This window comes from Pseudomonas sp. KH_024_B2, assembly GCF_057839965.1.
On sequence record NZ_CM174502.1, the window covers coordinates 2,773,360 to 2,796,471 of the forward strand.

A 23,112-nucleotide genomic window follows, 5' to 3' on the forward strand; every position below is an offset into this window, starting at 1 on the left:
CCTTAATACAGACATTCAACGGCCATGGCCGTGGCTTCGCCGCCGCCGATGCAAATCGCCGCCACACCACGGTGCAGGCCTTTGTGGCGCAAGGCCGAAAGCAATGTCACCAGAATCCGCGCACCGGACGCACCGATCGGATGGCCCAAAGCACAGGCGCCGCCGTGGATATTGACTTTCTCATGCGGGATTTCCAGTTCGCTCATGGTCACCAGACTGACCACCGCAAAGGCTTCGTTGACTTCGAACAGTTCAACGTCATCCAGCGACCAGCCGGTCTTCGTCATCAGCTTCTTGATCGCACCGACCGGGGCCACCGGGAACAGCCCGGGGGTGTCGGCAAACGCCGCATGGCCGTGAATCACTGCCAGCGGTTTGAGGCCGCGTTTTTCAGCCTCGGAGCGGCGCATCAAGACCAATGCCGCCGCACCGTCGGAAATCGAACTGGAGTTGGCCGCGGTCACCGTGCCGCCTTCGCGGAACGCCGGTTTCAGCCCGGCAATCTTGTCCAGTTTGGCCTTGGGCGGTTGTTCATCGTCGATGATCAGCTTCTGCTCTTTGCCGACCATGACCTGCAACGGCACGATCTCGGCGGCAAAACTGCCGTCGCTGATGGCCTGCTGGGCACGGGTCGTCGAGGCAATGGCAAAGGCGTCCTGGGCTTCGCGGCTGAAGCCATTGGCTTGCGCGCAATCCTCGGCGAAGGTGCCCATCAGGCGGCCCTTGTCGTAGGCGTCTTCCAGACCGTCGAAGAACATATGGTCGATCACCTGACCATGGCCCATGCGCAAGCCACTGCGGGCGCGGTCCAGCAAATACGGTGCGTTGGACATGCTTTCCATGCCGCCGGCCACCACCACGTCGGCGCTACCGGCAACGAGCATGTCGTGGGCCAGAATGGCCGCTTCCATGCCCGAACCACACATCTTGTTGAGCGTGGTGCAGCGGGTCGACTTGTCGAGCCCGGCGCCCAGTGCCGCCTGTCGCGCAGGCGCCTGGCCGAGACCGGCCGAAAGCACGCAACCGAACAACACTTCTTCCACCGCATCAGGTGTAACACCGGCGCGCTCGACGGCAGCGCGGATCGCTGCGGCACCCAGTTGCGGCGCGCTCAGGCTTTTCAGTTCGCCCTGAAAACCACCCATCGGGGTGCGGACGGCGCTGACAATAACAATCGGATCGTTGGTAATAGTCATGACAAATCCTCCTACTTCGCGGCCATGCGCAAGGCGCCGTCGAGACGGATCACCTCGCCGTTGAGCATGCTGTTCTCAATAATATGCCTAACCAGCGCAGCGTACTCTGCCGGTTTGCCGAGGCGTGGCGGAAAGGGTACGCCGGCGGCCAGAGAGTCGCGGACTTCCTGGGTCATGCCGGCCATCATCGGCGTTTCGAAGATGCCTGGAGCGATGGTCATCACCCGAATACCGTAGCGCGCCAGTTCACGGGCAGCGGGCAACGTCAGGCTGGCGATCGCGCCTTTGGAAGCGGCATAGGCTGCCTGGCCGATCTGACCGTCGAAGGCAGCGGCCGAGGCGGTATTGATGATCACACCGCGCTCACCGCCAGCATCGGCTTCACCTTCGGCAATGACCGCGGCCGCCAGACGCAGCAGGTTGAAGCTGCCGATCAGGTTGACGTTGATCACCTGGCTGAAACTGGCCAGCGCATGGGGGCCGTTCTTGCCGAGAATCTTCTCGCCGCGAACCACGCCCGCGCAGTTGACCAGCCCATGCAGCCCGCCAAAGGCTGCGAGCGTGGCCTTGACCGCCGCTTCGGCGGCGGCTTCCTGGCTGATATCGGCCACCACGCTCTGCGCATTGGCGCCGAGCTTTTGCGCCTGGGCGGCCACCGCGTCGGCGTTCATGTCCACCAGCATGACTTTGGCACCGGCGGCTACCAGCATTTCAGCCGTCGCAGCGCCCAAACCGGACGCGCCGCCGCTGACCAGAAAAATCTTGTTTTCGATCTGCATCATTGTTTCCTTCGGTTCAAACCTTGTGAGCCGCGGCCTCTTGAGCCTTGGCGATTTCCTGGTTGCGCAAGATAAAGCGCTGCAACTTGCCGCTTGGGGTTTTCGGCAGTTCGCTGACAAATTCGATTTCACGGGGATACGAGTGCGCTGCCAGACGCTTGCGCACATGCTGGCGCAGCTCTTCGGCAAGCTCCGGCGCGGCGCGGTATTGCGAGCTGAGCACGACGAAGGCTTTGACCAGCTCGGTGCGCTCTGGATCGGGCTTGCCGACCACCGCAGCTTCAATCACCGCCGGGTGCTCGATCAGTGCGCTTTCCACGTCGAACGGACCGACCCGATAGCCCGAAGTGGTGATCACGTCATCACTGCGGCCAACGAAGCTGATGCTGCCGTCCGGGTTCAGCTCCACGGTATCGCCGCTGAGGTAGTAATCGCCGACAAAGGCTTTGGTCGGCGCGCCTTCGTAGCCGGCAAACCAGCACATCGGTGACTGCGTGCGGTCGATGGCGAGAATGCCCGGCTGTCCGGCCGGCAACTCTTGATAGTTATCATCGAGCACCACAATCCGGTGCCCCGGTGAGGCGAAACCGGCCGAACCGACATGCACCGGATGCTCCAGGCCGTGGTGATTGCACAGCACCATGCCCAGTTCGGTCTGACCGTAATGGTCGTGGATAACCACGCCGAGGTTGTCGGCGAACCAGCGGATTACTTCCGGGTTCAGCGGCTCACCGGCGCTGCTGACGATACGCAGCCTGCCCTTGATCGAGCGGGCGAACTCGTCACCAGCGGCGATCAGCAAGCGATAGGCGGTCGGCGAACCGGTCAGGTTGGTGATGCCGTACTTGTTGATCACCCGGCAGGTGCTTTCCAGAGTGAACGGGCCATCGTAGAAGGTGATCGGATGGCCCATGGACAACGGGCCGGTGACGCCGAAATAGATACCATAGGCCCAACCCGGATCGGCGACGTTCCAGAACGCGTCTTCCGGGCGCAGGTCCACCGCGTCACGGGTGTAGCTCTGGAACGCGACAATCGCCTTGAGCGGCACGGCCAGCGCCTTGGACGGACCGGTGGTGCCCGAGGTGAACATCAGCAGGAACGGATCGTCGCCGCCCAGCAGGACGGGCTCGCAGTCGGCCGAATAATTGGCCTGTTCGGCCCAGAAGCTGAAGTCGCCGCGGACGATGCCCTGCCCTTTAGGGCCGCCAACGGTGACGATGGTCGGGCAGTCGGCCACTTCAGTGAGCTTGGAGCGGTTCGCCGCGTCAGTCACCACCAGCGCCGCGCCTGAGCTGTTCAGACGATGTTCGATGGCCTTGGGGCCGAAGGCGGTAAACAGCGGCTGATAAACCGCGCCGATGCGCCAGGTGGCGAAGACCGTGATCAGCAGTTCGACGTTACGCGGCAACAGGCCCGCGACTTTGTCGCCCTTCTTGACGCCTTGGGCCAGCAGGAAATTGGCGAAGCGTGCGGATTTTTCCTGCAGCTCGCTGAAGGTATAGGTCGCACTGGCGCCGTCGCGGCCTTCCCAGAACAATGCAATTCGACCGGGCAATGCGTGCCGGTCGCAGCATTCGACGCAAGCATTGAGTCCCGCCAGAGTGCCCTTCAGGGCAGCATCGACAGTGTGTTGATAATCAAACTGTGCAGTAGCAGACAAGTAATCGCGCATCACCAAATCCCTCGGTCTTTTGTTTTCTGTTTTTTGGGGAGGTCAGAACAACATAAAAATCGAGGAAATACTGGCTCCGTGCGGGGTGCGGGGCAATGGTCAAAGCTTTCAAGTTGGTTGACTGGTTTGGCCAAGAAAAGGATGCAAACACCATGTGGCGAGGGAGCTTGCTCCCGCTGGGCTGCGCAGCAGCCCCAAAGTATGCGACCGCGCTCTGTCAGAAAGACCGCATCAGCAGGTTTTGCGACCGCTTCGCGATCGAGCGGGAGCAAGCTCCCTCGCCACAGTGGTCATCTGTCGCGTCGCAGAGCCTAGCCCTACCCCGCCTCATTCAAAATCAAACTCCGGTAATGCCCCGGATTGGACCCCGACCACTTGCGAAACGCCTTGTAGAACGAGCTGGCATCGGCAAACCCCAACCGCGTGGCAATTTCGGCGAAGCTGATCTGCGGCTCGGCCAGCCAGACAATCGCCAGCTCCTTGCGCACGCTGTCCTTGAGCCCTTGGTAGGTCTGACCTTCTTCGGCGAGGCGCCGGCGCAAGGTCGAGGCCGACATGCACAGGCGTTGCGCCAGGCTGTCGGTTTCCGGCCAGTGTTCGGCGGGTAACTGGCGCAGATCGTTCTTGATCCGGCTGGCGAGGCTCTCCGGGTCACGGTATTTGACCAGGATATTGGCCGGCGCATGGGCCAGAAAACGCTTGAGTTCCTCAGTGCTGCGCTTGATCGGCAGATCCAGACAATCTGCCGAAAAAATCATCCGCGTTCGCGGCCGGTCAAAGCGCAGGTTCTCGGAAAACATCACCTTGTAGTCGTCGCAAAAGTCCGGCTCCGGGCAACGCAGTTCAATGGCCAGAATCGTAATTCGCCGCCCCGCCAGCCAGCAGGCGACACCGTGCACGATCATCCAGTAGGTGAAATAGGTGAAGGCCCGACGCGGATCCTTGTCATCCTCCAGCAGGACGATTTCCGCCAGGCTCTGCTGATGAACAAGCTGCGCCGGCATGCGCTCGAACATCAGCGACAGAAACCGCAACCCCGACTCCAGCCCCGCTGCCAGGGTCAATTGCGCCATCGACGAGCGACAGAGAAACTCCAGGCTGCCGGACTTGAGCTTGCGCGGGTCCATGCCGAAGAACTCATCGTCCAGACGCCGGGCCAGCAGCCGCCACAGACGCGCATAGGAGGTGGCCGGGACACGCGCTTGCGGTCGATCGAGCAACGTCGGATCTATACCGACCTTGTTCAGTACTTCATCCGTCGCAGGGCCCGACGCACAGCTCTGCAACAGCGCTTCGCGCACGAGCTGGATGGAGATGGTGTCTTTTTCCGACATTGGCTGTTGCACTGCCTTGTTCTTGTACGAGTGTCGGCCATCTTAGGCAGTGGCAGCCAAAAAGCCAGCCTCCTTTGGTTGAACACACAATGCGTGCCCGACATAGATCCAGTGTGGGAGCGTGGCTTGCCCGCGATCGGCTGCGAAGCAGTCGTAAAACCTGAGTGTGCGGTGTGCCTGACACAACGGGAACGAGCAAACGATCAATACCCCCCTATTCATGCGCTAATAAACCTGTGCCTTCCCCCGTCATAGCTATAACGTTCACAGACGCTCAATGTTCACGGAAGACTTGCCCATGCCCAACTCGACGGCCACCACCGATGTGTCGCTGACAACCAGCACCTTTAACCTGCGTCCGCTGCTGATCGCCAACATGGCCTGCACCATGGCGATGATGGCCTTCGTTTCATTGATCGGGCCCATCGCCCGTGTGCTTGGGCTTGCCACCTGGCAGGCCGGCGCTGCGGTGACGGTCTCCGGGGTGATCTGGATGGTGCTCGCGCGTCCATGGGGCCAGGCCAGCGATCGTCTCGGACGGCGCCGCGTCTTGTTGATCGGCACCGGTGGTTTCACCCTGGCCTATTGGGCGTTGTGCGTGTTTATCGACGCCTCGCTGCAGCTGCTGCCATCGGCGCTGCTGGCATTCATCGGGTTGATGCTCGGCCGTGGTCTGATCGGCGTGTTCTACGCGGCGATTCCGGTCGGCGGCTATGCGTTGATTGCCGACAATATCGAGCCGCAGCACCGTGCCCGCGCGATGGCGTCGCTGGGTGCAGCGAACGCCTGCGGGCTGGTGCTGGGTCCGGCAATCGCAGCGTTACTGGCCCGGCAAAGTCTGAGCCTGCCGTTTTATGCCATGGCCGTGCTGCCGCTGTTGGCGTTCCTGGTGCTGCTGTTCAAGCTCAAAGGTCAGGAACTGCACCTCAAGCAACCACCGAAAGCCGTGCACCTCGGCGATCCACGCTTGCGTCGGCCGCTGGCGGTGGCCTTTGTTGCCATGCTGTGCGTGTCCATCGCGCAGATCACCGTCGGTTTCTATGCCCTCGATAAACTCGGCATGGGCCCGGCCGATGCCGCGCAGACAGCCGGTATCGCCCTGACCATGGTGGGTCTGGCGCTGATTTGCTCGCAGTTGGTGGTGCGCAAACTGGAATGGCCGCCGCTGAAGATGATCCGCGTCGGTGCCGTCATCGCCGCGAGCGGTTTTGCCGGCAGCATGCTGGCTGACACGGCATGGACGTTGTGGGCGTGCTTCTTCGTTTCGGCCTCCGGCATGGGCTGGATCTTTCCGTCTTTCGCAGCCCTCGCCGCGAATGCCGTGGAGGCCTCGGAGCAAGGCGCTACCGCCGGCTCCATTGGCGCCGCCCAAGGTTTTGGGGTGGTTATCGGCCCGCTCGCCGGCACGTTGATCTACGCGGTAGAACCGCGCTTGCCCTATCTGGTAGCGGCTGCATTGCTGCTGTTGGTCGCTGGCTGGCCTGCCGCCAAACACATTCGGCCGCAGGCAAGCTAAGCCTTACAGAATGCGATAGAGCAGTCGCTCGATCCGCACCCGGCTGACCCGGCGCAAGAACTTGGCGACAGCCGCCGGGTACTCCACCAAGGTATCCAGTTGCTGATAACCCTCGATACGGCTGGTGTTACGGAAAATCTCCGCCAACTCAGCCTCACGCGGTGCCATCAGCTCGTTTTTCGGATCATCGATCAGCAAGGCGTTTTCCAGATCCAGGCGAAACGCTCGCGGGTTCAGGTTATTGCCGGTCAACAAGGTATAACGCTGATCGATCCACATGCCCTTGAGGTGATAGGTGTTGTCGCCGTCGCGCCACAGGTGCAGGTTCAACTGGCCGCTGTCGATCATTCGCTGATGGCGTTTGGCGAAACGTCGCAGGCTGATTTCGTAGAGATACGGAAGCGCAGCGATGATCTTGAACGGCTCGCTCGGCGGGATGTAGAAGTCGTTGGCGGTCTTGTCGCCGACGATGATGTCGATGTTCACCCCCCGTGCCAGCGCCCGGTTGATTTCCCGGGTCACGGCCAGCGGCAGGTTGAAATACGGCGTGCAGATGGTCAGTTGCTGCTGAGCGCTGGCGATCAACTCGCAGATCACCCGGCTCAACGGGTTGTTCTTGCCGACCCCGAGCAGCGGACTGACCGACAAGCCACCCTTGTTGAGACTGCCGGACGTGGTGTCGTAAGTCGCGTGCTTCAGGCGGCTGCGCAGATCACCGATGTCACCGCGCAGGCTGCGGGTGCTCGGCAGGTTCGGCAGGTCGAGCCGGTGCACGGCCCTGGAAGCGATCAGCCCGTGCTCGACAAGGTGCTGCATCGAGTCCGCCAATGCACTGTTGCGCAGCAGGTGATAGCGATCGAAACGGTACTTGTCGAACTTGTGCAGGTAGACGTTATTCAGACTCGCGCCGCTGTAAATCACGCAGTCATCGATCACGAAGCCCTTGAGGTGCAACACGCCGAACAGCTCGCGGGTCTGCACCGGCACGCCGTACACCGGCACTTCGCTGGCGTGGGTGCGGGTCTGCTCTTGATACCAGGCCGAATTGCCCGGCTGCTTGCCGGCACCAATCAGCCCTCGTTGGGCGCGCAACCAGTCGACTACGACTACTACGTCAAGCGTAGGCCGGGCGGCTTTGGCGGCGTGCAACGCATCGAGGATTTCCTGGCCGGCTTCATCCTGTTGCAGGTAGAGCGCGACGATATAGATACGCTGCGTGGCCTGGGCGATTTTCTCCAGCAGGCAGCGGCGAAATTCAGCAGCGCCAGAGAGGATGGTGACGGCATCGGCGGTCAGCGGGAAACTGCGCAGTTTTGGCAGCAGGGAACGTTTGAAAAGCGACGGCATAAGGCTCGCAAAAGGTCGAATCCGAAGAGCAGACGAGCTTACACCATGCGTTCGCCCGGGTCTTGTGGCGAGGGAGCTTGCTCCCGCTGGACCGCGAAGCGGTCCCAAATCGCCAAACGCGTTTTGTCAGGTAAAACGCATAAGCCGGATTTGCGGCTGCTGCGCAGCCGAGCGGGAGCAAGCTCCCTCGCCACAAAAGCCCGCGAATGCTCTACAACGGTCGCTGCAAGTGACACATATGAGTAAGATACCGACCTTTCGCGCAGCCTCTTCTGCGCCCCGCCGTATAAGTCGATCCCATGCCTTTCGAACTCAGCGTAGACCTCACCACCCTCGCCATTCTTGCCGTTGTTGCCTTCATTGCCGGCTTTATCGATGCCATCGCCGGCGGTGGTGGTTTGCTCACCACCCCGGCCCTGCTTACCGCCGGTTTGCCGCCGCACCTGGTGTTGGGCACCAACAAGCTCAGCGCCAGTTTCGGCTCGGCCACCGCCAGTTTCACCTTCTACCGACGCAAGCTGTTCCATCCGCGCCAGTGGATGCACGCAATAGTCGGGACCTTGGTGGGGGCTGTGGTTGGCGCAATCGTCGCGCATTATTTGCCTGCCGAGTGGCTGAACAAAATGCTCCCGGTGATCGTCTTTGCCTGTGGTGTATACCTGTTGTTTGGCGGGACGCCAAAAGCGCCGCTGGACAGCGACGCACCGATCAAAAAGAAGTGGCAGTCGAGCCAGGGCTTCAGCCTCGGTTTCTACGACGGTGTGGCGGGCCCGGGCACCGGAGCGTTCTGGACCGTCAGCAGCCTGCTGCTGTACCCCATCGATCTGGTCAAGGCCAGTGGCGTGGCGCGCAGCATGAACTTCGTCAGTAATATCGCGGCGCTGTCGGTGTTCGTGTTTTCCGGTCAGGTGGACTGGATCATCGGCCTGAGCATGGGTATGTCGGTGATGGTCGGCGCCTTCTTCGGTGCGCGCACCGCCATTAGTGGCGGTGCGAAGTTCATTCGCCCGGTGTTCATCACCGTAGTGCTCGGGCTGACGGTGCGCCTAGCCTGGCAACACTGGTTCAGCGTGGCCTAAACGACGCGCCACGTAGAGGTCGATGAGGTAGCGGGCAATCGAGCGTGACGCCGGCAACGGCGGCAACTCGTGGATATTGAACCACTGCGCATCTTCGATTTCGTCCTCCTGCGGCACGATCTCGCCGCCGGCGTATTCGGCATGGAAACCGAGCATCATCGAGTGCGGGAACGGCCAGCACTGACTGCCCATGTACTGGATGTTCCTGACCTCGATCCGCACTTCCTCGCGCACTTCTCGAATCAGGCAATCCTCGGCCGACTCGCCAGGCTCGGCGAACCCGGCCAGGGTGCTGTAGACCCCGGGAACGAAACGCGGCGAGCGCGCCAGCAACACTTCGTCGCCGCGGGTGATCAGGACGATCATGCTCGGCGAAATACGCGGGTAATGCCGCAGGTCGCACGGTTCGCAGAACATCGCCCGCTCCCGTGGAATTTGCTGCATCGCCTGGCCGCAGTTGCCGCAGTAGCGATGTTCACGAGCCCAAGTGCCGATTTGCGCAGCATAACCGAGCACTTTGTAGACGGTGTGATCGCCCTCGAGCATGAACGCTCGCAGACCTTGCCAGCGGCAACCCGGCACCTCGGATGAGCTGTGGAGTTCCAGCAGATAAACCGGCTCGCCGTCCAGATGGCCGATACCATGTTCAGCCAGAATCGACAGTTCCTGACGTTTCAGCCATTCCCGTGGGAACAGCGCGCCGTTGTCATCGAACAAAAAACCGTCGCGGCTGCGAGCCACTGCCCAGCCGCCGAGAGCGTCGGTATCGAGTACTGCGGTGGTCCAGCGTGAAGTCATTTTGTTATCAATCCAGAAATTCGGGTTTCTGCTTGCTCATCTGCGCGGCCACGGCCACCCGTAAATCGGTGGATTGCAGCATGGCGGCGTTCCAGGTGGCGATGTATTCCAGGCCATCGTTAATGCTGTGATCGCGCATGTAGCTGATCATCTCTTTAGTCCCGGCAATCGCAATCGGCGATTTTGCGGCAATTTCCCGGGCGATGCCCATCACGCCATCGAGCAGGCTGGCCGCATCCGCATAGGTGCGGTTGACCAGGCCAATGCTACGCGCTTCTTCAGCTCCCATGATACGCCCGGTGTAAGCCAGTTCACGCAGCATGCCGTCACCAATGATCCTTGGCAAACGTTGCAAGGTACCGACGTCGGCAGCCATGCCCATGTCGATTTCCTTGATCGAGAACTGCGCGTCTTCGGCGGCGTAACGCATGTCGCAGGCAGCGATCAGGTCGATGGCGCCGCCCAGGCAATAGCCCTGAATCGCTGCAAGCACCGGCTTGCGGCAGTTGTCGACGGCATTGAACGAGGCTTGCAGTTGCAGGATCTTGCGTCGCAGCAGGCGCGCGTTACGGCCGACGTCCTTGCCCAGTTCATTGGCCACCGAGGCCAGCATCATCAGGTCGATACCGGACGAGAAGTGTTTGCCGACGCCACTGAGCACCACCACCCGGACTTCATCGGTGTCGTCGATCCACTGGAAAATCTCGATGATTTCACTCCAGAACACCGCGTTCATCGAGTTGATCTTTTCCGGACGGTTGATCTGCACATGGGCGATGTTGTCCGCCAGTTCGACGCGAAAGGCTTGGTATTCAGGCATGGCAGTGATCCTTACCGGGCTGGAAATGAGGGCCGAACTATAACAAGGCATCGCGGTTGGCAGTAAGGCAGTGCATCGGCCAAATGCGGGACTGATGAGCCAATACGCCCCCCGTAGCAGCTGCCGCCAGGCTGCTACAGGGGGATATGTGTTTGAGCAAAGTTGCTACTATGCTTGGCACCTTACTTCCAGGGAGGAATCCGGCATGACAACTAACTCGATTCAATGGACACCACTGGGTACAACCTGCAACCGCAGTGCGCTGCTCGTCATTGATATGCAAAACGACTTTATTCCCGGCGGCCAATTGGCCGTCCCTGGGGGCGATGTGATTGTTGCGCTGATCAATCGCATCGCCAGCCACTTCAAACAAGTGGTCATCGCTCAGGACTGGCATCCGGCCGGGCACGCTTCGTTCGCCTCCAGCCACCCGGGACACAAGCCTTATGACAGCGTCCAGCTGCCTTACGGTGCGCAAACCCTCTGGCCCGATCATTGCGTACAAGCCACCCACGGTGCCGAGCTTCACGCCGATTTGAATCTGCCCCACGCGCAACTGATCATCCGCAAAGGCTGCAATCCTGACATCGACAGCTATTCGGCCTTTGTCGAAGCCGATCACAAAACCACCACCGGGCTTGCCGGTTATCTGAAAGAGCGCGGGATCGACACGGTCTATCTGGTCGGACTGGCGCTGGATTTTTGTGTGATGTATTCGGCACTGGATGCCCGGGCGGCCGGGTTCAATACCTTTGTGGTGGTCGATGCCTGCCGGGCAATTGATATGGACGGCTCGCTGGCAGAAGCCATGCAGCGAATGCAGGCGGCTGGCGTGCGGTTGATTACGGCGAACGATGTGGAGAAGGCGTCGGCGTTTTTGTAGGAGCCGAGCTTGCTCGCGATGGACGTTAACGATAACGCGTGTTTACTGAATAAACGCGTCGACCTTGAGCCCATCGCGAGCAAGCTCGCTCCTACAAGCCGTTCAGGATCACCCAGCCACAGGCAACCACAACCTGAACCGCGCCCCGCCCAGCGGTGATGCCTGGACCGTCAACGTGCCGCCCTGGGCTTCCAGTGCCCGGCGGCTGATGGCCAGGCCCAGACCGAAGCCACCGGTGGCGCGGTCGCGGCTGCGGTCCAGTCGATAGAAGGGTTCGAAGACCCGTTCACGCTCGTCGTCGGGAATACCGATACCATCGTCATCGACCCAGATTTCGCAGCCCTTGGGGCACACCTTGACGCCCACCTGAATCCGCCGCTCGCAGTAGCGCATGGCATTGCGCAGCAGATTTTGTATCGCCCGAGCGGTCAGCCGCGGGTCGAGGGTGAAGCGTTCGAGCATGCCGTGCAGCAACACATCGATCACGATATCGGGGGATTCGAGCTCTTCATCGACGCTGCCCAGAATGCTATCGATGAACTCATCGAGGGACACCTGCACCCGCTCCGGCACCTGCGCCGGATTTTGCAGGCGACTGTAGGACAGCAACTCCAGCACCAGTTCGTCCAGCTCGCGAATATGCGCGACCAGGCCCTGTAAACGTTCGCGGCTGGCCGCCGGCAAGTCGTCGGACAGCGCCAGTGCCAGGCCGAAATCGAGCCGGGTCAGCGGTGTGCGCAGTTCGTGGGAGACGGCATTGAGCAGGTCCCGTTGCTGATTGAGCAGGTTTTCGATGTCGCCGGCCATGGTGTCGAACACATGGGCCAGGCTGCCGATGTTCGAGCTGGGGGAAATCTGCGTGCGCTCGCTCAAATGGCCCTTGCCGAAGCGCTCGGCGGTGCTTCTCAAGCGCTCCAGATCACGCCAGTGCGGGCGCAGCCAGATCAGCAGGCATGCCAGCAATGCCGCACCGATCAGTACGTTGATGCTCCAGTACAGCCAATCGACGTCCGTCGGGTCTGGCGGCACCACCAGTTTCACCGCCATCTGTTCATCCAGCGGCGCAACCGCCAGCGTGCGCCAGGCCCAGTCGCCCATGCGGATGACCTTCTCGCCGCGTTGCAAACGTTCGGTTTCGTAGTCGCTGAAGTCCGGGTCGTCATTGCGCACCAGTTCGACGCGCAACGGCTCGAACTCCTGGTCCATTTCGGCCGCCAGGGCAGGCCATTGCTCAGCGGGCACTGCGTGAAACTGTTTGACGATCAGGTTTTGCAGACCACGGGACTGGTCGAGGTTGTAGTTCACAAAGCGCTCGTGGAAGACCTTGATCACCAGGTCCGGGATCAGGTAAGTCGCCGCGCTGAAGGTGACGATGGTGATCAGGTACAGCCGAATCAGGATTCTCAGCATCGGCTCAGCATTCCCACTCGGAACGGCTGAACAGGTAGCCCTTGCCCCACACGGTTTTGATTTTGCGTGCTTCGCCGGCGTGATCGTCGAACTTGCGCCGCAGCTTGGAGATGGCCACGTCCACCGAGCGGTCGGTGCCATTGAACTCGATGCCGCGCAGGCGTTGCAGGATCTGGTCGCGGCTCAGGACTTCACCGGCGTGTCGGGCGAGCACCACCAGCAGGTTGTACTCGCCGCTGGACAGCTCCACCGGTTGCTCGCGCCAGCTCACGGTGCGCTCCGACAAGTCGATGCACAGGTTGCCCATCAGGATCCGGTCGCTCGCCGTTTGCGGCTCACTGAGGCTGCTGCGGCGCAACAAGGTCCGCACCCGCGCCAGCAGGACACGCGGTTCACAAGGTTTGGTGACGTAATCGTCGGCGCCCGTTTCCAGACCCAGCACTTGATCGTGACTGTCGTCGCGGGCGGTCAGCATCAGGATCGGCAACGTCGCCGAATCGGCCCGCAGCAGGCGGCAGACTTGCAAGCCGTCGAGACCGGGCAGCATCAGGTCGAGAATCACCAGATCTGGCGGATTGACTCGCGCACGCTCACGCACGTGGTCGCCGCGGCTGAGCACACTGACCTGATAGCCGTTGCGTTCCAGGTAGCTGGCAATCAGTTCGGATAGCGCGGTGTCGTCTTCGACCAGGAGGATGTTGGGCATGGGTGTTTCCAGAAAGTACTGTGGCATCTGATAAGCCGCCATCGCGAGCAAGCTCGCTCCCACAGTAGGTCGGTGGTGTTCACAGAATCTGTGTCCACATGAGATCCCTTGTGGGAGCGAGCTTGCTCGCGATGGCGGAATAACAGTCACAAAAGGAATCAAGCCACCAAGGATATACGTCCTCATGCGTGCCTGAATAAAATCCTTACACAATTTCACATAGCGCCTACAAAACTTCACCGCTACCCTCGCCCGCTCCCCGTAGGATGCTGGGGGTCATTATTGGGGTATTACATGTCAAAGAATCTGCTTGCCAAGCTCAGCCTGATTGCACTGGTGTTGACGCTGGGCGCTTGTGACAAGGCCTCGACTGCCGAAGAACAGGCGCCTCTGGCCACGGTTCGCATCGAGACCATTGAAGCCCGGTCACTGTCCATCAGCAGCGAATTGAGCGGACGGATCGCCGCGCCACGAATTGCCGAAGTCCGTGCCCGAGTCGCCGGCGTCGTGCTGCAACGCACCTTCCATGAAGGCACTGACGTCAAAAAAGGCGAGGTGCTGTTTCGCATCGATCCGGCGCCGTTCAAGGCCGACCTCGACAGTGCCCAGGCCAGCCTGCGCAAGGCTGAGGCCAATGCGTTCCAGGCGCGCTTGCAAGAACAGCGTTACAGCCAGTTGGTCGAGGGCAACGCCATCAGCGGTCAGGACTATGACAACGCGAGGGCCAGCGTCCGGCAGACGGCTGCCGATGTAGCGGCCAATCAGGCCGCGGTACAACGGGCCAGGCTGAATCTGGGCTATGCCACGGTCACTGCGCCAATATCCGGACGCATCGGTCGGGCACTGGTCACCGAAGGCGCACTGGTCGGGCAGAATGAAACCACGCCATTGGCGGTGATCCAGCAACTGGACCCGATCCACGCCGATCTGACCCAGAGCAGCCGCGAACTGAACGACTTGCGCCGGGCTTTGCGCGCCGGGCAGTTGCAGCAGGTCGGCCAGGATCAGGCCCGCGCCACCCTGATTCAGGACGACGGCAGTCCTTATCCACTGCCGGGCAAATTGCTGTTTACCGACATCAGCGTGGAACCGAGCACCGGCCAGATCATCCTGCGCAGCGAATTCCCCAACCCTGATCTCGATCTGCTGCCCGGCAGTTTCATTCGTGTGCGTCTGGAGCAGGCGGTCAACCCGCAAGGCATCAGCGTGCCGCAACGGGCCATCCTGCGTGACAGCGCCGGTATCGCTCAGGTCCTGCTGCTGGACGCCGAACAGCGGATCAGCCAGCAACCGGTGCAGCTTGGTCAGGAGCAGAAGGACCGCTGGATCGTCACCGACGGCCTGAAACCGGGCGACCGCATTGTCACCGAAGGCCTGCAGCATGCTCGCCCTGGCGAGAAAGTGCAGATCGACGAAACCCCACTTCCACTCGCCCAGGCTTCTGGCCAGTAGCTACAACAGATCCCAGGACTAACCTCCCATGCCGCAATTCTTTATCGACCGCCCGATCTTCGCCTGGGTGGTCGCGCTGTTCATCCTGCTGGCCGGTGCCCTGGCCATCCCGCAATTACCGATAGCGCAATACCCCAGCGTCGCGCCGCCGAAAGTGGAAATCTACGCCACCTACCCCGGCGCCTCGGCGCAAACCGTTGACGAAAGCGTGGTCAGCCTGATCGAGCAGGAGCTCAACGGCGCAGACAACCTGCTGTATTTCGAATCCCAGAGCAGCCTCGGCAGCGCCACCATCACCGCGACCTTCCAGCCCGGCACCCATCCGGAGATGGCCCAGGTCGACGTGCAAAACCGCCTCAAGGCGGTAGAGCCGCGCCTGCCACAAGCGGTGACCCAACAAGGCTTGCAAGTGGAGAAGGTCTCGGCCGGTTTCCTGTTGCTGATTACCCTGACCTCCAGTGACGGCAAATTCGACAACGTGGCGCTCAGCGATTACCTGGCGCGCAACGTCATGAACGAGATCCGTCGTATCGACGGCGTCGGCAAGGCGCAGTTGTATGGCGCCGAGCGGGCCATGCGAATCTGGATCGATCCGCAGAAACTGATCGGCTTCAACCTGACCCCGGCCGACGTCAACGCGGCCATTGCCGCCCAGAATGCCCAGGTTTCGGCCGGCAGCATCGGCGATCTACCGACTCGCTCGACCCAGGAAATCACCGCGACGGTGCTGGTCAAGGGCCAGTTGTCGACGCCTGAAGAATTCGCCGACATCGTGCTGCGGGCCAATCCCGACGGCTCGAGCGTGCGCGTCGGCGATGTTGCCCGGGTCGAGATCGGCAGCCAGGAATACCAGTTTTCCACCCGTCTGAACGGCAAGCCGTCGACCGCTATCAGCGTGCAATTGTCACCGGGGGCCAACGCCCTGAGTACCGCGACCCTGGTGCGGGCGAAGATGGATGATCTGGCGCGGTATTTCCCGGTCGGTGTGGAATACAAGATCCCCTACGACATCTCGCCCTTCGTCAAAGTCTCGATCACCAAAGTGGTCTACACCCTGGGCGAAGCGATGTTGCTGGTGTTTGCGGTGATGTTCCTGTTCCTGCAAAACATCCGCTATACGCTGATCCCGACCCTGGTGGTGCCGGTGGCGCTGATGGGCGCCTTTGCAACCATGCTGGCGCTGGGTTTCTCGATCAACGTGCTGACCATGTTCGGCATGGTACTGGCCATCGGCATCCTGGTGGACGATGCCATCGTGGTCGTAGAGAACGTCGAACGGATCATGGCCACCGAAGGGTTGTCGCCCAAGGATGCCACGCGCAAGGCGATGAAACAGATCACCGGAGCGATCATCGGCATCACTCTGGTGCTGGTGGCGGTGTTTATCCCGATGGCGTTCATGCCGGGTTCGGTGGGGGTGATCTACCAGCAGTTCTCGTTGTCGATGGCCACTTCGATTTTGTTCTCGGCGTTTCTCGCGCTGACCTTGACCCCGGCGCTCTGCGCAACCCTGCTCAAGCCGATCGCCAAGGGCGAGCATCACGCCAGGGGCGGATTCTTCGGCTGGTTCAACCGGGGTTTCGAGCAACTGAGCGACGGCTATCAACGCGGCGTGGCCTATGCGCTGAAACGCACCGGTCGTTATCTATTGATCTACGGCGTACTGCTGATCGGCCTGGGGCTGTGTTTCAGTCGCCTGCCCTCTTCGTTCCTGCCGGTGGAAGACCAGGGCTACACCATCACCGACATCCAGCTGCCGCCGGGTGCGAGCAAGAACCGCACAGTGCAGGTGGTGGAGCAGATCGAAGCGCACAACGCCAGCGAGCCCGGAGTGGGCGACAGCACGGTGATCCTCGGCTTCAGTTTCTCCGGCGCCGGGCAGAACGCGGCGCTGGCCTTCACTACGCTCAAGGATTGGTCGGATCGCGGCAGCGACGATTCCGCCGCCTCCATTGCGGACCGGGCCAACATCGCCCTCAGCCAGATCAAGGACGCGGTGGCTTTTGCGGTACTGCCGCCGCCAGTGGACGGCCTTGGCACTTCCAGCGGCTTCGAGTTTCGCCTGCAAGACCGCGGTGGCGTCGGCCATGCCGCGCTGATGCAAGCGCGCACCGAACTGCTGGCTGCGGCCGGGAAAAGTCCGGTCCTCGCCAACGTCCGGGAAAGTGCCTTGGCTGAAGCGCCGCAGGTGCAACTGGAAGTCGACCGCAAGCAAGCCAATGCCTTGGGCATCGCCTTTGCCGATATTGGCAATGTGCTGTCCACCGCCGTGGGTTCGGCTTATATCAACGACTTCCCCAATCAGGGCCGGATGCAACGGGTGGTGGTGCAGGCTGAAGGCGATCAACGCAGTCAGGTGGCCGACTTGCTGAGTATCCACGTGCGTAACAATGCCGAAAAAATGGTGCCGTTGTCGGCCTTCGTCCAGGCCAGCTGGACTCAGGGACCGGCGCAGTTGACCCGCTATAACGGCTACCCGGCCATCAGCATTTCCGGCGAACCGGCGCCCGGCCACAGCACCGGCGAGGCGATGGAAGAAATCCAGCGGCTGGTGGCGCAACTGCCGGCGGGCCTGGGTCAGGAATGGACCGGACTGTCGTTGCAGGAACGCCTCTCCGGCGCCCAGGCACCGATGCTGCTCGGGCTGTCGCTGCTGATCGTGTTTCTGTGCCTGGCGGCACTCTACGAAAGTTGGTCGATTCCCACTTCGGTATTGCTGGTGGTACCGCTGGGCGTACTCGGTGCGGTATTGGCCGTGACGCTGCGGGGGATGCCCAACGACGTGTTCTTCAAGGTCGGGTTGATCACCATCATCGGTCTGTCGGCGAAGAACGCGATCCTCATCATCGAATTCGCCAAGAGCCTGTACGACGAAGGCCACGACCTGATCGACGCTACGGTGCAAGCCGCACGCCTGCGGCTGCGACCGATTGTCATGACCTCGCTGGCGTTCATCCTTGGCGTGGTGCCGCTGGCGATTGCCACCGGCGCCAGCTCCGCCAGCCAACAAGCCATCGGCACCGGGGTGATCGGCGGGATGATTACCGCAACGCTGGCGGTGGTGTTCGTGCCGGTGTTTTTTGTGGTGGTGATGAAGGTGGTCAAGCGTAAATCCTAAGCCGAACACAACCCCTGTGGCGAGGGAGCTTGCTCCCGCTCGGCCGCGCAGCGGTCGTAAAATCGGCTGATGCGTTCTATCTGAACAACCGCGATTGCCGGTTTTAGGGCCGCTTCGCGCCCCAGCGGGAGCAAGCTCCCTCGCCACAATGGGACGGGCTACGCTATGGTGCTCTTAGGCCTTACCACAAATGAGCCCCCATGCCCCACCTCGCCCGCACCCACCCGCGCCTGTCCGCCGCTGCCCTGCTGGGCTTGGCGGTCGGTGTTCTGGCGCCGGCCGATTCGGTTATCAGCAAAATCCTCATTGGCTGGAACGCCGGAGTCTGGACTTACCTGGTACTGATGTCCTGGCTCACCGTGCGCTCACGGGCCGATGACGTGAAACGACTCGCCGAAATCGAAGACGAAAATGCCGGACTGGTGTTGCTGGTGGTGTGCATCGCGGCGATTGCCAGCCTCGCCGCCATTACTTTCGAACTGGCCGGCAGCACAGACCTGGACACCACCCACAAACTCCTGCGCTACGGTTTCACCGGGCTGACGGTGATCGGCTCATGGCTGCTGACCGGGGTGATCTTCAGCGTGCATTACGCCAGGCTCTATTACACCTGGAGTGGCAAGGAACCGGCGTTGCGTTTTGCCGAGGGCGAGGTGAATCCCGACTATTGGGACTTCCTGTATTTCTCCTTCACCATCGGCGTCGCAGTGCAAACCGCGGATGTCGGGGTCGCCACGGGGGGGCTGCGCAAAACTGTGCTGGCGCAGTCGTTGATCGGGTTTGTGTTCAACACCGCCATTCTCGGGTTCTCGATCAATATCGCAGCGGGGTTGTTTGGCTGAGTTTATGGGCGCAAGGCCATCATGGTCGCCCCAGTGCTAAATCCTGTCGCCGCAGAGCACTTCAGCGCCTGATGGGCTGCGTAATGTGGCGGGCACGGTGCAAGAAGACACCGAACCTCACAATAAACGACCTGCCGAGCGAGACTTCTCACATGAAAAGACTGTTCAACCGTTATCTGTTGATTCTCTCCGGCACTGCACTGCTAACCACCAGCGTCATGGCCAACGAAGCGCCGTCCTGTAAGACCGTGCGCATGGGCGTGGTCAACTGGACCGACGTGATCGCCACCAGCGGCATGGCCGACGTCCTGCTCAACGGTCTCGGCTACGAAAGCAAACAGACCAGCGCCGTGCAGCAAATCATCTTCGCCGGCATTCGTGACAAGCGCCTGGACATCTTCCTCGGTTACTGGAAACCGGCGATGGACCAGAACATCGCGCCCTTTATCGCCGCCAAACAGCTCAAGGTCATGGATAAACCCAGCCTGGCCGACGCCCAGGCAACCCTCGCGGTGCCCGACTATGTCGCAGCCGCCGGGCTGAAAACCTTCGCCGATATCGCCAGATTCAAAGACCAGTTGGGCGGCAAGATCTATGGCATCGAGCCCGGCAGCGGCGCCAATACCACGATCAAGACCATGATCGAGACCAATCACTTTGGCCTCGGCGGTTTCAAACTGATCGAGTCCGGTGAAGCCGGGATGCTTGCCGCCGTCCAGCGGGCGGTGAATCGCAAGGAGTTCGTGGTGTTCGTCGGCTGGACTCCGCACCCGATGAACATCAACATGAAGATGACCTATCTGACCGGCAGCGAAGACGTTTATGGGCCCAATGAAGGTGCTGCGACAGTCTCCACGGTGACCGCTGCGGATTACGCCGAGCGCTGCCCGAACGTCAACCGCCTGCTGGAGAACCTGACCTTCACCGCGGCTCAGGAAAGCCAGTTGATGGTGCCGATCATGGCCCGCAAGACGCCCCAGGACGTCGCCCGTCAATGGCTGCGCGAACACCCGGAGGATCTGCAACGCTGGCTGGCAGGTGTGACCAGTGTGGATGGCAAGGATGGCGTTGCGACCGTACAGGGCAGTTTGAAACCTTGACGCCTACTGAGTGCCCGTATGACCGATTACCCGCTCTCTCCTGAACTCTCGGCCTTCGTCGATAAAACCTTGAGTTTCAATAGACTGGACAGCAGTATTAAAGGACTACGCGAAGCTTATAGCCGCATGTGCCGGGCGTTCACCCCGCCCCGGCCTGCGGGGTTGGCAGTGACGGACTTGCGCGTGAATGACGTACCGGTGCGCGCTTGCTACCCGACCACTGCGATGCCGGCCGATGGCTGGCCAAGCATCGTCTACTTGCACGGCGGCGGCTGGGTAGTCGGCGATCTGGACTCCCACGACTTTATCACCGCCGAACTGGCAGCTCATCTGCAAGTACTGGTGCTGGCGGTGGATTATCGGCTGGCCCCGGAGCATCCGTTCCCCGCTGGATTCAATGATTGTCTGGCGGTGTGGCGGGCGCTGGAAAGTGGCGACTGCCCGTTTCAGCTGGACCTGAAACGGCGAGTAGTGGTCGGAGACAGCGCCGGCGGCAATCTCGCTGCCGCAATGTGCCTGGCGTTACGCGATGCCGATGAACCGTTACCGACCGCGCAGGTATTGATCTATCCAGGGCTGGGCGGCAATGCGAGTTTGCCGTCACGCAGTCAATGCGCGGATGCGCCGTTGCTCAGCACCCGTGATCTGGATTGCTATCACGCGCTGTATCTACCGGGTCCGACGCAGCGTTCGCCCTATGCCATGCCGTTATTGGCGAACGACTTCAGCCGTCTGCCACCGGCGTTTATCGCGGTGGCGCAGTTCGATCCTCTGCGCGATGACGGTGTGTGTTTCGGCGAACGGCTGAATGCTGCTGCCACGCCTGCTTTGCTGTATCAAGGCCTGGGGTTGGTTCATGGCTGTCTGCGGGCGCGGGGTCTTGCCGTTGAAGTCGATGAGCTTTATGAAGCACTGTTCGGGTATTTACGCAAATTTCTTGGGTGATCACAGGTTTTGTGAACGGCCGAGAAATTTCTTTCATAGGGGCTCGCTGACTGATCGACCGCGAAGAGGCCCTCAGCTACCACGCAAACACCCGCTCAACTCAAATTCTTTTGCACACTCTTTTTGAACAAAAATGAAACCGGTTTCAGCGGTCCATAACAATGAATCAATCACCTGTCTGCTCGTCGAGGGAGATCGAATCCCTCGCCCCCTGTGAGCACTTTCAATTACCGCAACCACCCCTTGCGCTTGATGTAAACCAGTGGAAGAACCGCAGCCGAAAGTGTTAGTCCCATCGAGTAGATAAAGCCGTGCTCCCACGAAAGCTCTGGCATCACCGCGAAGTTCATGCCGTAGAACGTGCCGACCAGTGTGGGTGGCAGGAAGACTGCCGTAATGATGGTGAACACTTTGACGATTTGGTTCTGTTTTATGTTGAGAATGTTCGTCACGGCGTTTTGCAGGTACCGTACCTTCTCGTGTTCGAAATAGGCATGCTCCTTGACTCCGGCAACGTCGGCGGTGAGCTCATTTACCAAACCCTGCAAATCCGCTTCGGTTACGTTATCTACCTCTCCACTGAGGTTCAAGCTCCTGGGTTCGTCTCGACGAGAGGGGAAAATAGAAAGACCGGCGAATGAGTTCATAGTGTCTCCGGTGAGTGCTAAAGCCGAAGGTGATACGTGTATCGGCAGAGTGATTATTCGTCTTGCTGATTGCTGTTGAGCAACTGCCAACGTACGGAGCTCACACCTTTTTCCAGGCTCACCCGGCTAGCCAACTGCTCCAGTTGGGCTGGGCTTGCAGGCGTGCCAACCAGTTCAGCGCGCACTTCGAGCTTGTCCGGGTTGGCCAGGTCTTCACTGTGCAGTGATTGCAAGCGTAGAGCGCTACCGCTCAAACCATGCAGAACCAGGGTGCGCACATGCACTTCGTCCTCGGCCCGGCAGACGATGTTGAAGGTGAAACGCTGGTCGACTTCCACGGCTGCGGCTGCGCCCTGGCGGTTTATGCGCTGAGCGGCTTCGCGCAACAGGATGTTGGCGCAGAGCACCACCAGAGTGCCGATGGCGGCCTCTAACATATGCCCCATGCCTGACAGAATGCCTATCGCAGCAGAGCACCAGAGAGTGGCTGCGGTATTGAGACCGCGCACATTGAAACCCTCGCGCATGATCACGCCAGCGCCAAGAAAACCAATTCCGGAAACGACTTGCGCGGCGATTCGTGCGGCGCCGGAGTTGTCGCCCTGCGAGGTGAGCAGCGACACCATGACGAACAATGCCGCGCCGGTTGAAACCAGAGCATTGGTACGCAATCCGGCCAGGCGCTGGCGCAGTTGACGTTCGGCACCCACCAGGGCACCTAGAGCGAGCGCGACGGTCACGCGCAGAAAAAAGACTTTCCAATCCATAATTCACTTCCATACCGACGATTGTTCGCTGAGCGAACAGAGTTACGGGGATGGATCGCGATAGGCATGAGCGAAAACCCACAAACGCGCTTAAGCACTCGCATGCATGCGTTGGGGAAAGCTCAGGGGGGAAATGGAGGCTCGAATCCCAGGTAGGGAACGAAATACCACTATCCGCCGTAATACGGCAAGACAGTGGCAGAGAAGGGACTCTGCTGAACTAGCTCGCCGCTTTAGCCTGTCGTGATCGACTGGGGCAACTGTCCAAGACTGGTCTCCTATGTGGACTAAAAAAGCGGGGCGAAGGTAAATCCTTTAAACGCAGAAGTCAAACAAAACCAGGGGGCGTTTTGCTTCTCCAGTTCTGGGCACTAAATCGCAGGTCTAGTCATGCACTGCCCTTTTTTGCAGTTACATGGTCTTGGCCACTCAACTGCGTCGGCGCTGACTTCATCTGCCTGACGTTGCCGCTGACGGCCGAGACCGAAGGCCTGATCGGCGCCAGGGAATTTGCGCTGATGCGTGCGCAAAGCATCTTCATCAACATATCCCGGGGCAAGGTGGTCAATGAAGCCGCGCTGATCGAAGCGCTATCGCGAGCAGGCTCGCACACACTGGATTGCAGTCGTACACAAATTAAGGGTTCGCTGAAGATCTAATGTGGGAGCGAGCTTGCTCGCGATGAGGCCAGCACTGAC

Annotated in this window: 19 protein-coding genes and 1 pseudogene; 9 read left to right on the forward strand and 11 right to left on the reverse strand. The window is 60.7% G+C overall.

Translation table 11 applies throughout. The annotated features are described in order from the left end of the window. Positions 1 to 2 precede the first annotated feature (2 nt). From AC3I0A_RS12990 to AC3I0A_RS13005, 4 genes are all read right to left on the reverse strand, one after another. The gene (locus tag AC3I0A_RS12990) at positions 3 to 1,196 is read right to left on the reverse strand and encodes an acetyl-CoA C-acyltransferase (RefSeq protein WP_489378222.1); all 1,194 of its coding nucleotides are present in this window, start codon (positions 1,194 to 1,196) and stop codon (positions 3 to 5) included. Between the two features lie 11 nt (positions 1,197 to 1,207). Continuing rightward, a complete protein-coding gene (locus AC3I0A_RS12995; RefSeq protein ID WP_489378223.1) occupies positions 1,208 to 1,975 on the reverse strand; it encodes an SDR family NAD(P)-dependent oxidoreductase in 768 nt (255 codons plus the stop codon). A 16-nt stretch (positions 1,976 to 1,991) separates the two neighbouring features. Continuing rightward, the gene (locus AC3I0A_RS13000) at positions 1,992 to 3,650 is read right to left on the reverse strand and encodes an acyl-CoA synthetase (RefSeq protein WP_489378224.1); all 1,659 of its coding nucleotides are present in this window, start codon (positions 3,648 to 3,650) and stop codon (positions 1,992 to 1,994) included. A gap of 317 nt (positions 3,651 to 3,967) precedes the next feature. Further along, positions 3,968 to 4,984, reverse strand: coding sequence for an AraC family transcriptional regulator (locus tag AC3I0A_RS13005; RefSeq protein WP_489378494.1), 1,017 nt, complete (start codon positions 4,982 to 4,984; stop codon positions 3,968 to 3,970). Positions 4,985 to 5,282: 298 nt separating this feature from the next. On the opposite strand from AC3I0A_RS13005, the gene AC3I0A_RS13010 reads away from it, so the two are divergent. Then, positions 5,283 to 6,500: an MFS transporter gene (locus tag AC3I0A_RS13010; protein WP_489378226.1), complete on the forward strand. Its 1,218-nt coding sequence runs from the start codon at positions 5,283 to 5,285 to the stop codon at positions 6,498 to 6,500. A gap of 3 nt (positions 6,501 to 6,503) precedes the next feature. Here AC3I0A_RS13010 and pssA read toward each other — a convergent pair whose 3' ends face one another. After that, positions 6,504 to 7,847 (reverse strand): CDP-diacylglycerol--serine O-phosphatidyltransferase, encoded by a 1,344-nt coding sequence (pssA, locus tag AC3I0A_RS13015; RefSeq protein ID WP_489378227.1) that lies wholly within the window; start codon positions 7,845 to 7,847, stop codon positions 6,504 to 6,506. A 299-nt stretch (positions 7,848 to 8,146) separates the two neighbouring features. On the opposite strand from pssA, the gene AC3I0A_RS13020 reads away from it, so the two are divergent. Next, entirely contained in the window at positions 8,147 to 8,926 is a 780-nt protein-coding gene (locus AC3I0A_RS13020; protein ID WP_489378229.1) for a TSUP family transporter, read from the forward strand. On the opposite strand, the gene nudC is transcribed toward AC3I0A_RS13020, so the two are convergent. Further along, positions 8,894 to 9,724 carry an NAD(+) diphosphatase gene (nudC, locus tag AC3I0A_RS13025; protein WP_489378230.1) on the reverse strand — a complete coding sequence of 277 codons (831 nt, stop codon included), beginning with the start codon at positions 9,722 to 9,724 and terminating at the stop codon, positions 8,894 to 8,896. The genes AC3I0A_RS13020 and nudC overlap by 33 nt on opposite strands. 7 nt (positions 9,725 to 9,731) lie before the next feature. Next, a complete protein-coding gene (locus AC3I0A_RS13030; protein ID WP_489378231.1) occupies positions 9,732 to 10,544 on the reverse strand; it encodes a crotonase/enoyl-CoA hydratase family protein in 813 nt (270 codons plus the stop codon). Between the two features lie 205 nt (positions 10,545 to 10,749). Here AC3I0A_RS13030 and pncA point away from each other — a divergent pair, with 205 nt between their 5' ends. Then, on the forward strand, positions 10,750 to 11,427 hold the full coding sequence (gene pncA, locus AC3I0A_RS13035) for a bifunctional nicotinamidase/pyrazinamidase (protein WP_489378232.1): 678 nt from the start codon (positions 10,750 to 10,752) through the stop codon (positions 11,425 to 11,427). Positions 11,428 to 11,535: 108 nt separating this feature from the next. Here pncA and AC3I0A_RS13040 read toward each other — a convergent pair whose 3' ends face one another. Together AC3I0A_RS13040 and AC3I0A_RS13045 are read right to left on the reverse strand one after the other, a co-directional pair. Next, a complete protein-coding gene (locus AC3I0A_RS13040; protein WP_489378233.1) occupies positions 11,536 to 12,837 on the reverse strand; it encodes an ATP-binding protein in 1,302 nt (433 codons plus the stop codon). Between the two features lie 4 nt (positions 12,838 to 12,841). Further along, positions 12,842 to 13,543 (reverse strand): response regulator transcription factor, encoded by a 702-nt coding sequence (locus AC3I0A_RS13045; protein WP_489378234.1) that lies wholly within the window; start codon positions 13,541 to 13,543, stop codon positions 12,842 to 12,844. A gap of 294 nt (positions 13,544 to 13,837) precedes the next feature. On the opposite strand from AC3I0A_RS13045, the gene AC3I0A_RS13050 reads away from it, so the two are divergent. From AC3I0A_RS13050 to AC3I0A_RS13070, 5 genes are all read left to right on the forward strand, one after another. Next, entirely contained in the window at positions 13,838 to 14,995 is a 1,158-nt protein-coding gene (locus AC3I0A_RS13050; RefSeq protein WP_489378235.1) for an efflux RND transporter periplasmic adaptor subunit, read from the forward strand. A gap of 28 nt (positions 14,996 to 15,023) precedes the next feature. Further along, positions 15,024 to 18,113: a multidrug efflux RND transporter permease subunit gene (locus AC3I0A_RS13055; protein ID WP_489378236.1), complete on the forward strand. Its 3,090-nt coding sequence runs from the start codon at positions 15,024 to 15,026 to the stop codon at positions 18,111 to 18,113. Positions 18,114 to 18,313: 200 nt separating this feature from the next. After that, entirely contained in the window at positions 18,314 to 18,955 is a 642-nt protein-coding gene (locus tag AC3I0A_RS13060) for a DUF1345 domain-containing protein (RefSeq protein WP_489378237.1), read from the forward strand. A 152-nt stretch (positions 18,956 to 19,107) separates the two neighbouring features. After that, a complete protein-coding gene (locus AC3I0A_RS13065; RefSeq protein WP_489378238.1) occupies positions 19,108 to 20,055 on the forward strand; it encodes a choline ABC transporter substrate-binding protein in 948 nt (315 codons plus the stop codon). An 18-nt stretch (positions 20,056 to 20,073) separates the two neighbouring features. Further along, on the forward strand, positions 20,074 to 21,000 hold the full coding sequence (locus AC3I0A_RS13070; RefSeq protein ID WP_489378240.1) for an alpha/beta hydrolase: 927 nt from the start codon (positions 20,074 to 20,076) through the stop codon (positions 20,998 to 21,000). Positions 21,001 to 21,227: 227 nt separating this feature from the next. Here AC3I0A_RS13070 and AC3I0A_RS13075 read toward each other — a convergent pair whose 3' ends face one another. Then, on the reverse strand, positions 21,228 to 21,647 hold the full coding sequence (locus AC3I0A_RS13075; protein WP_489378241.1) for a CorA family divalent cation transporter: 420 nt from the start codon (positions 21,645 to 21,647) through the stop codon (positions 21,228 to 21,230). 53 nt (positions 21,648 to 21,700) lie between these two features. Continuing rightward, positions 21,701 to 22,414, reverse strand: a complete 714-nt coding sequence (locus tag AC3I0A_RS13080; protein ID WP_489378242.1) for an MgtC/SapB family protein — start codon at positions 22,412 to 22,414, stop codon at positions 21,701 to 21,703. A gap of 443 nt (positions 22,415 to 22,857) precedes the next feature. Between AC3I0A_RS13080 and AC3I0A_RS13085 the strand changes: the two are divergent. After that, a pseudogene (locus AC3I0A_RS13085) lies at positions 22,858 to 23,013 on the forward strand (NAD(P)-dependent oxidoreductase); the annotation flags it as partial. Positions 23,014 to 23,112: the final 99 nt, after the last annotated feature.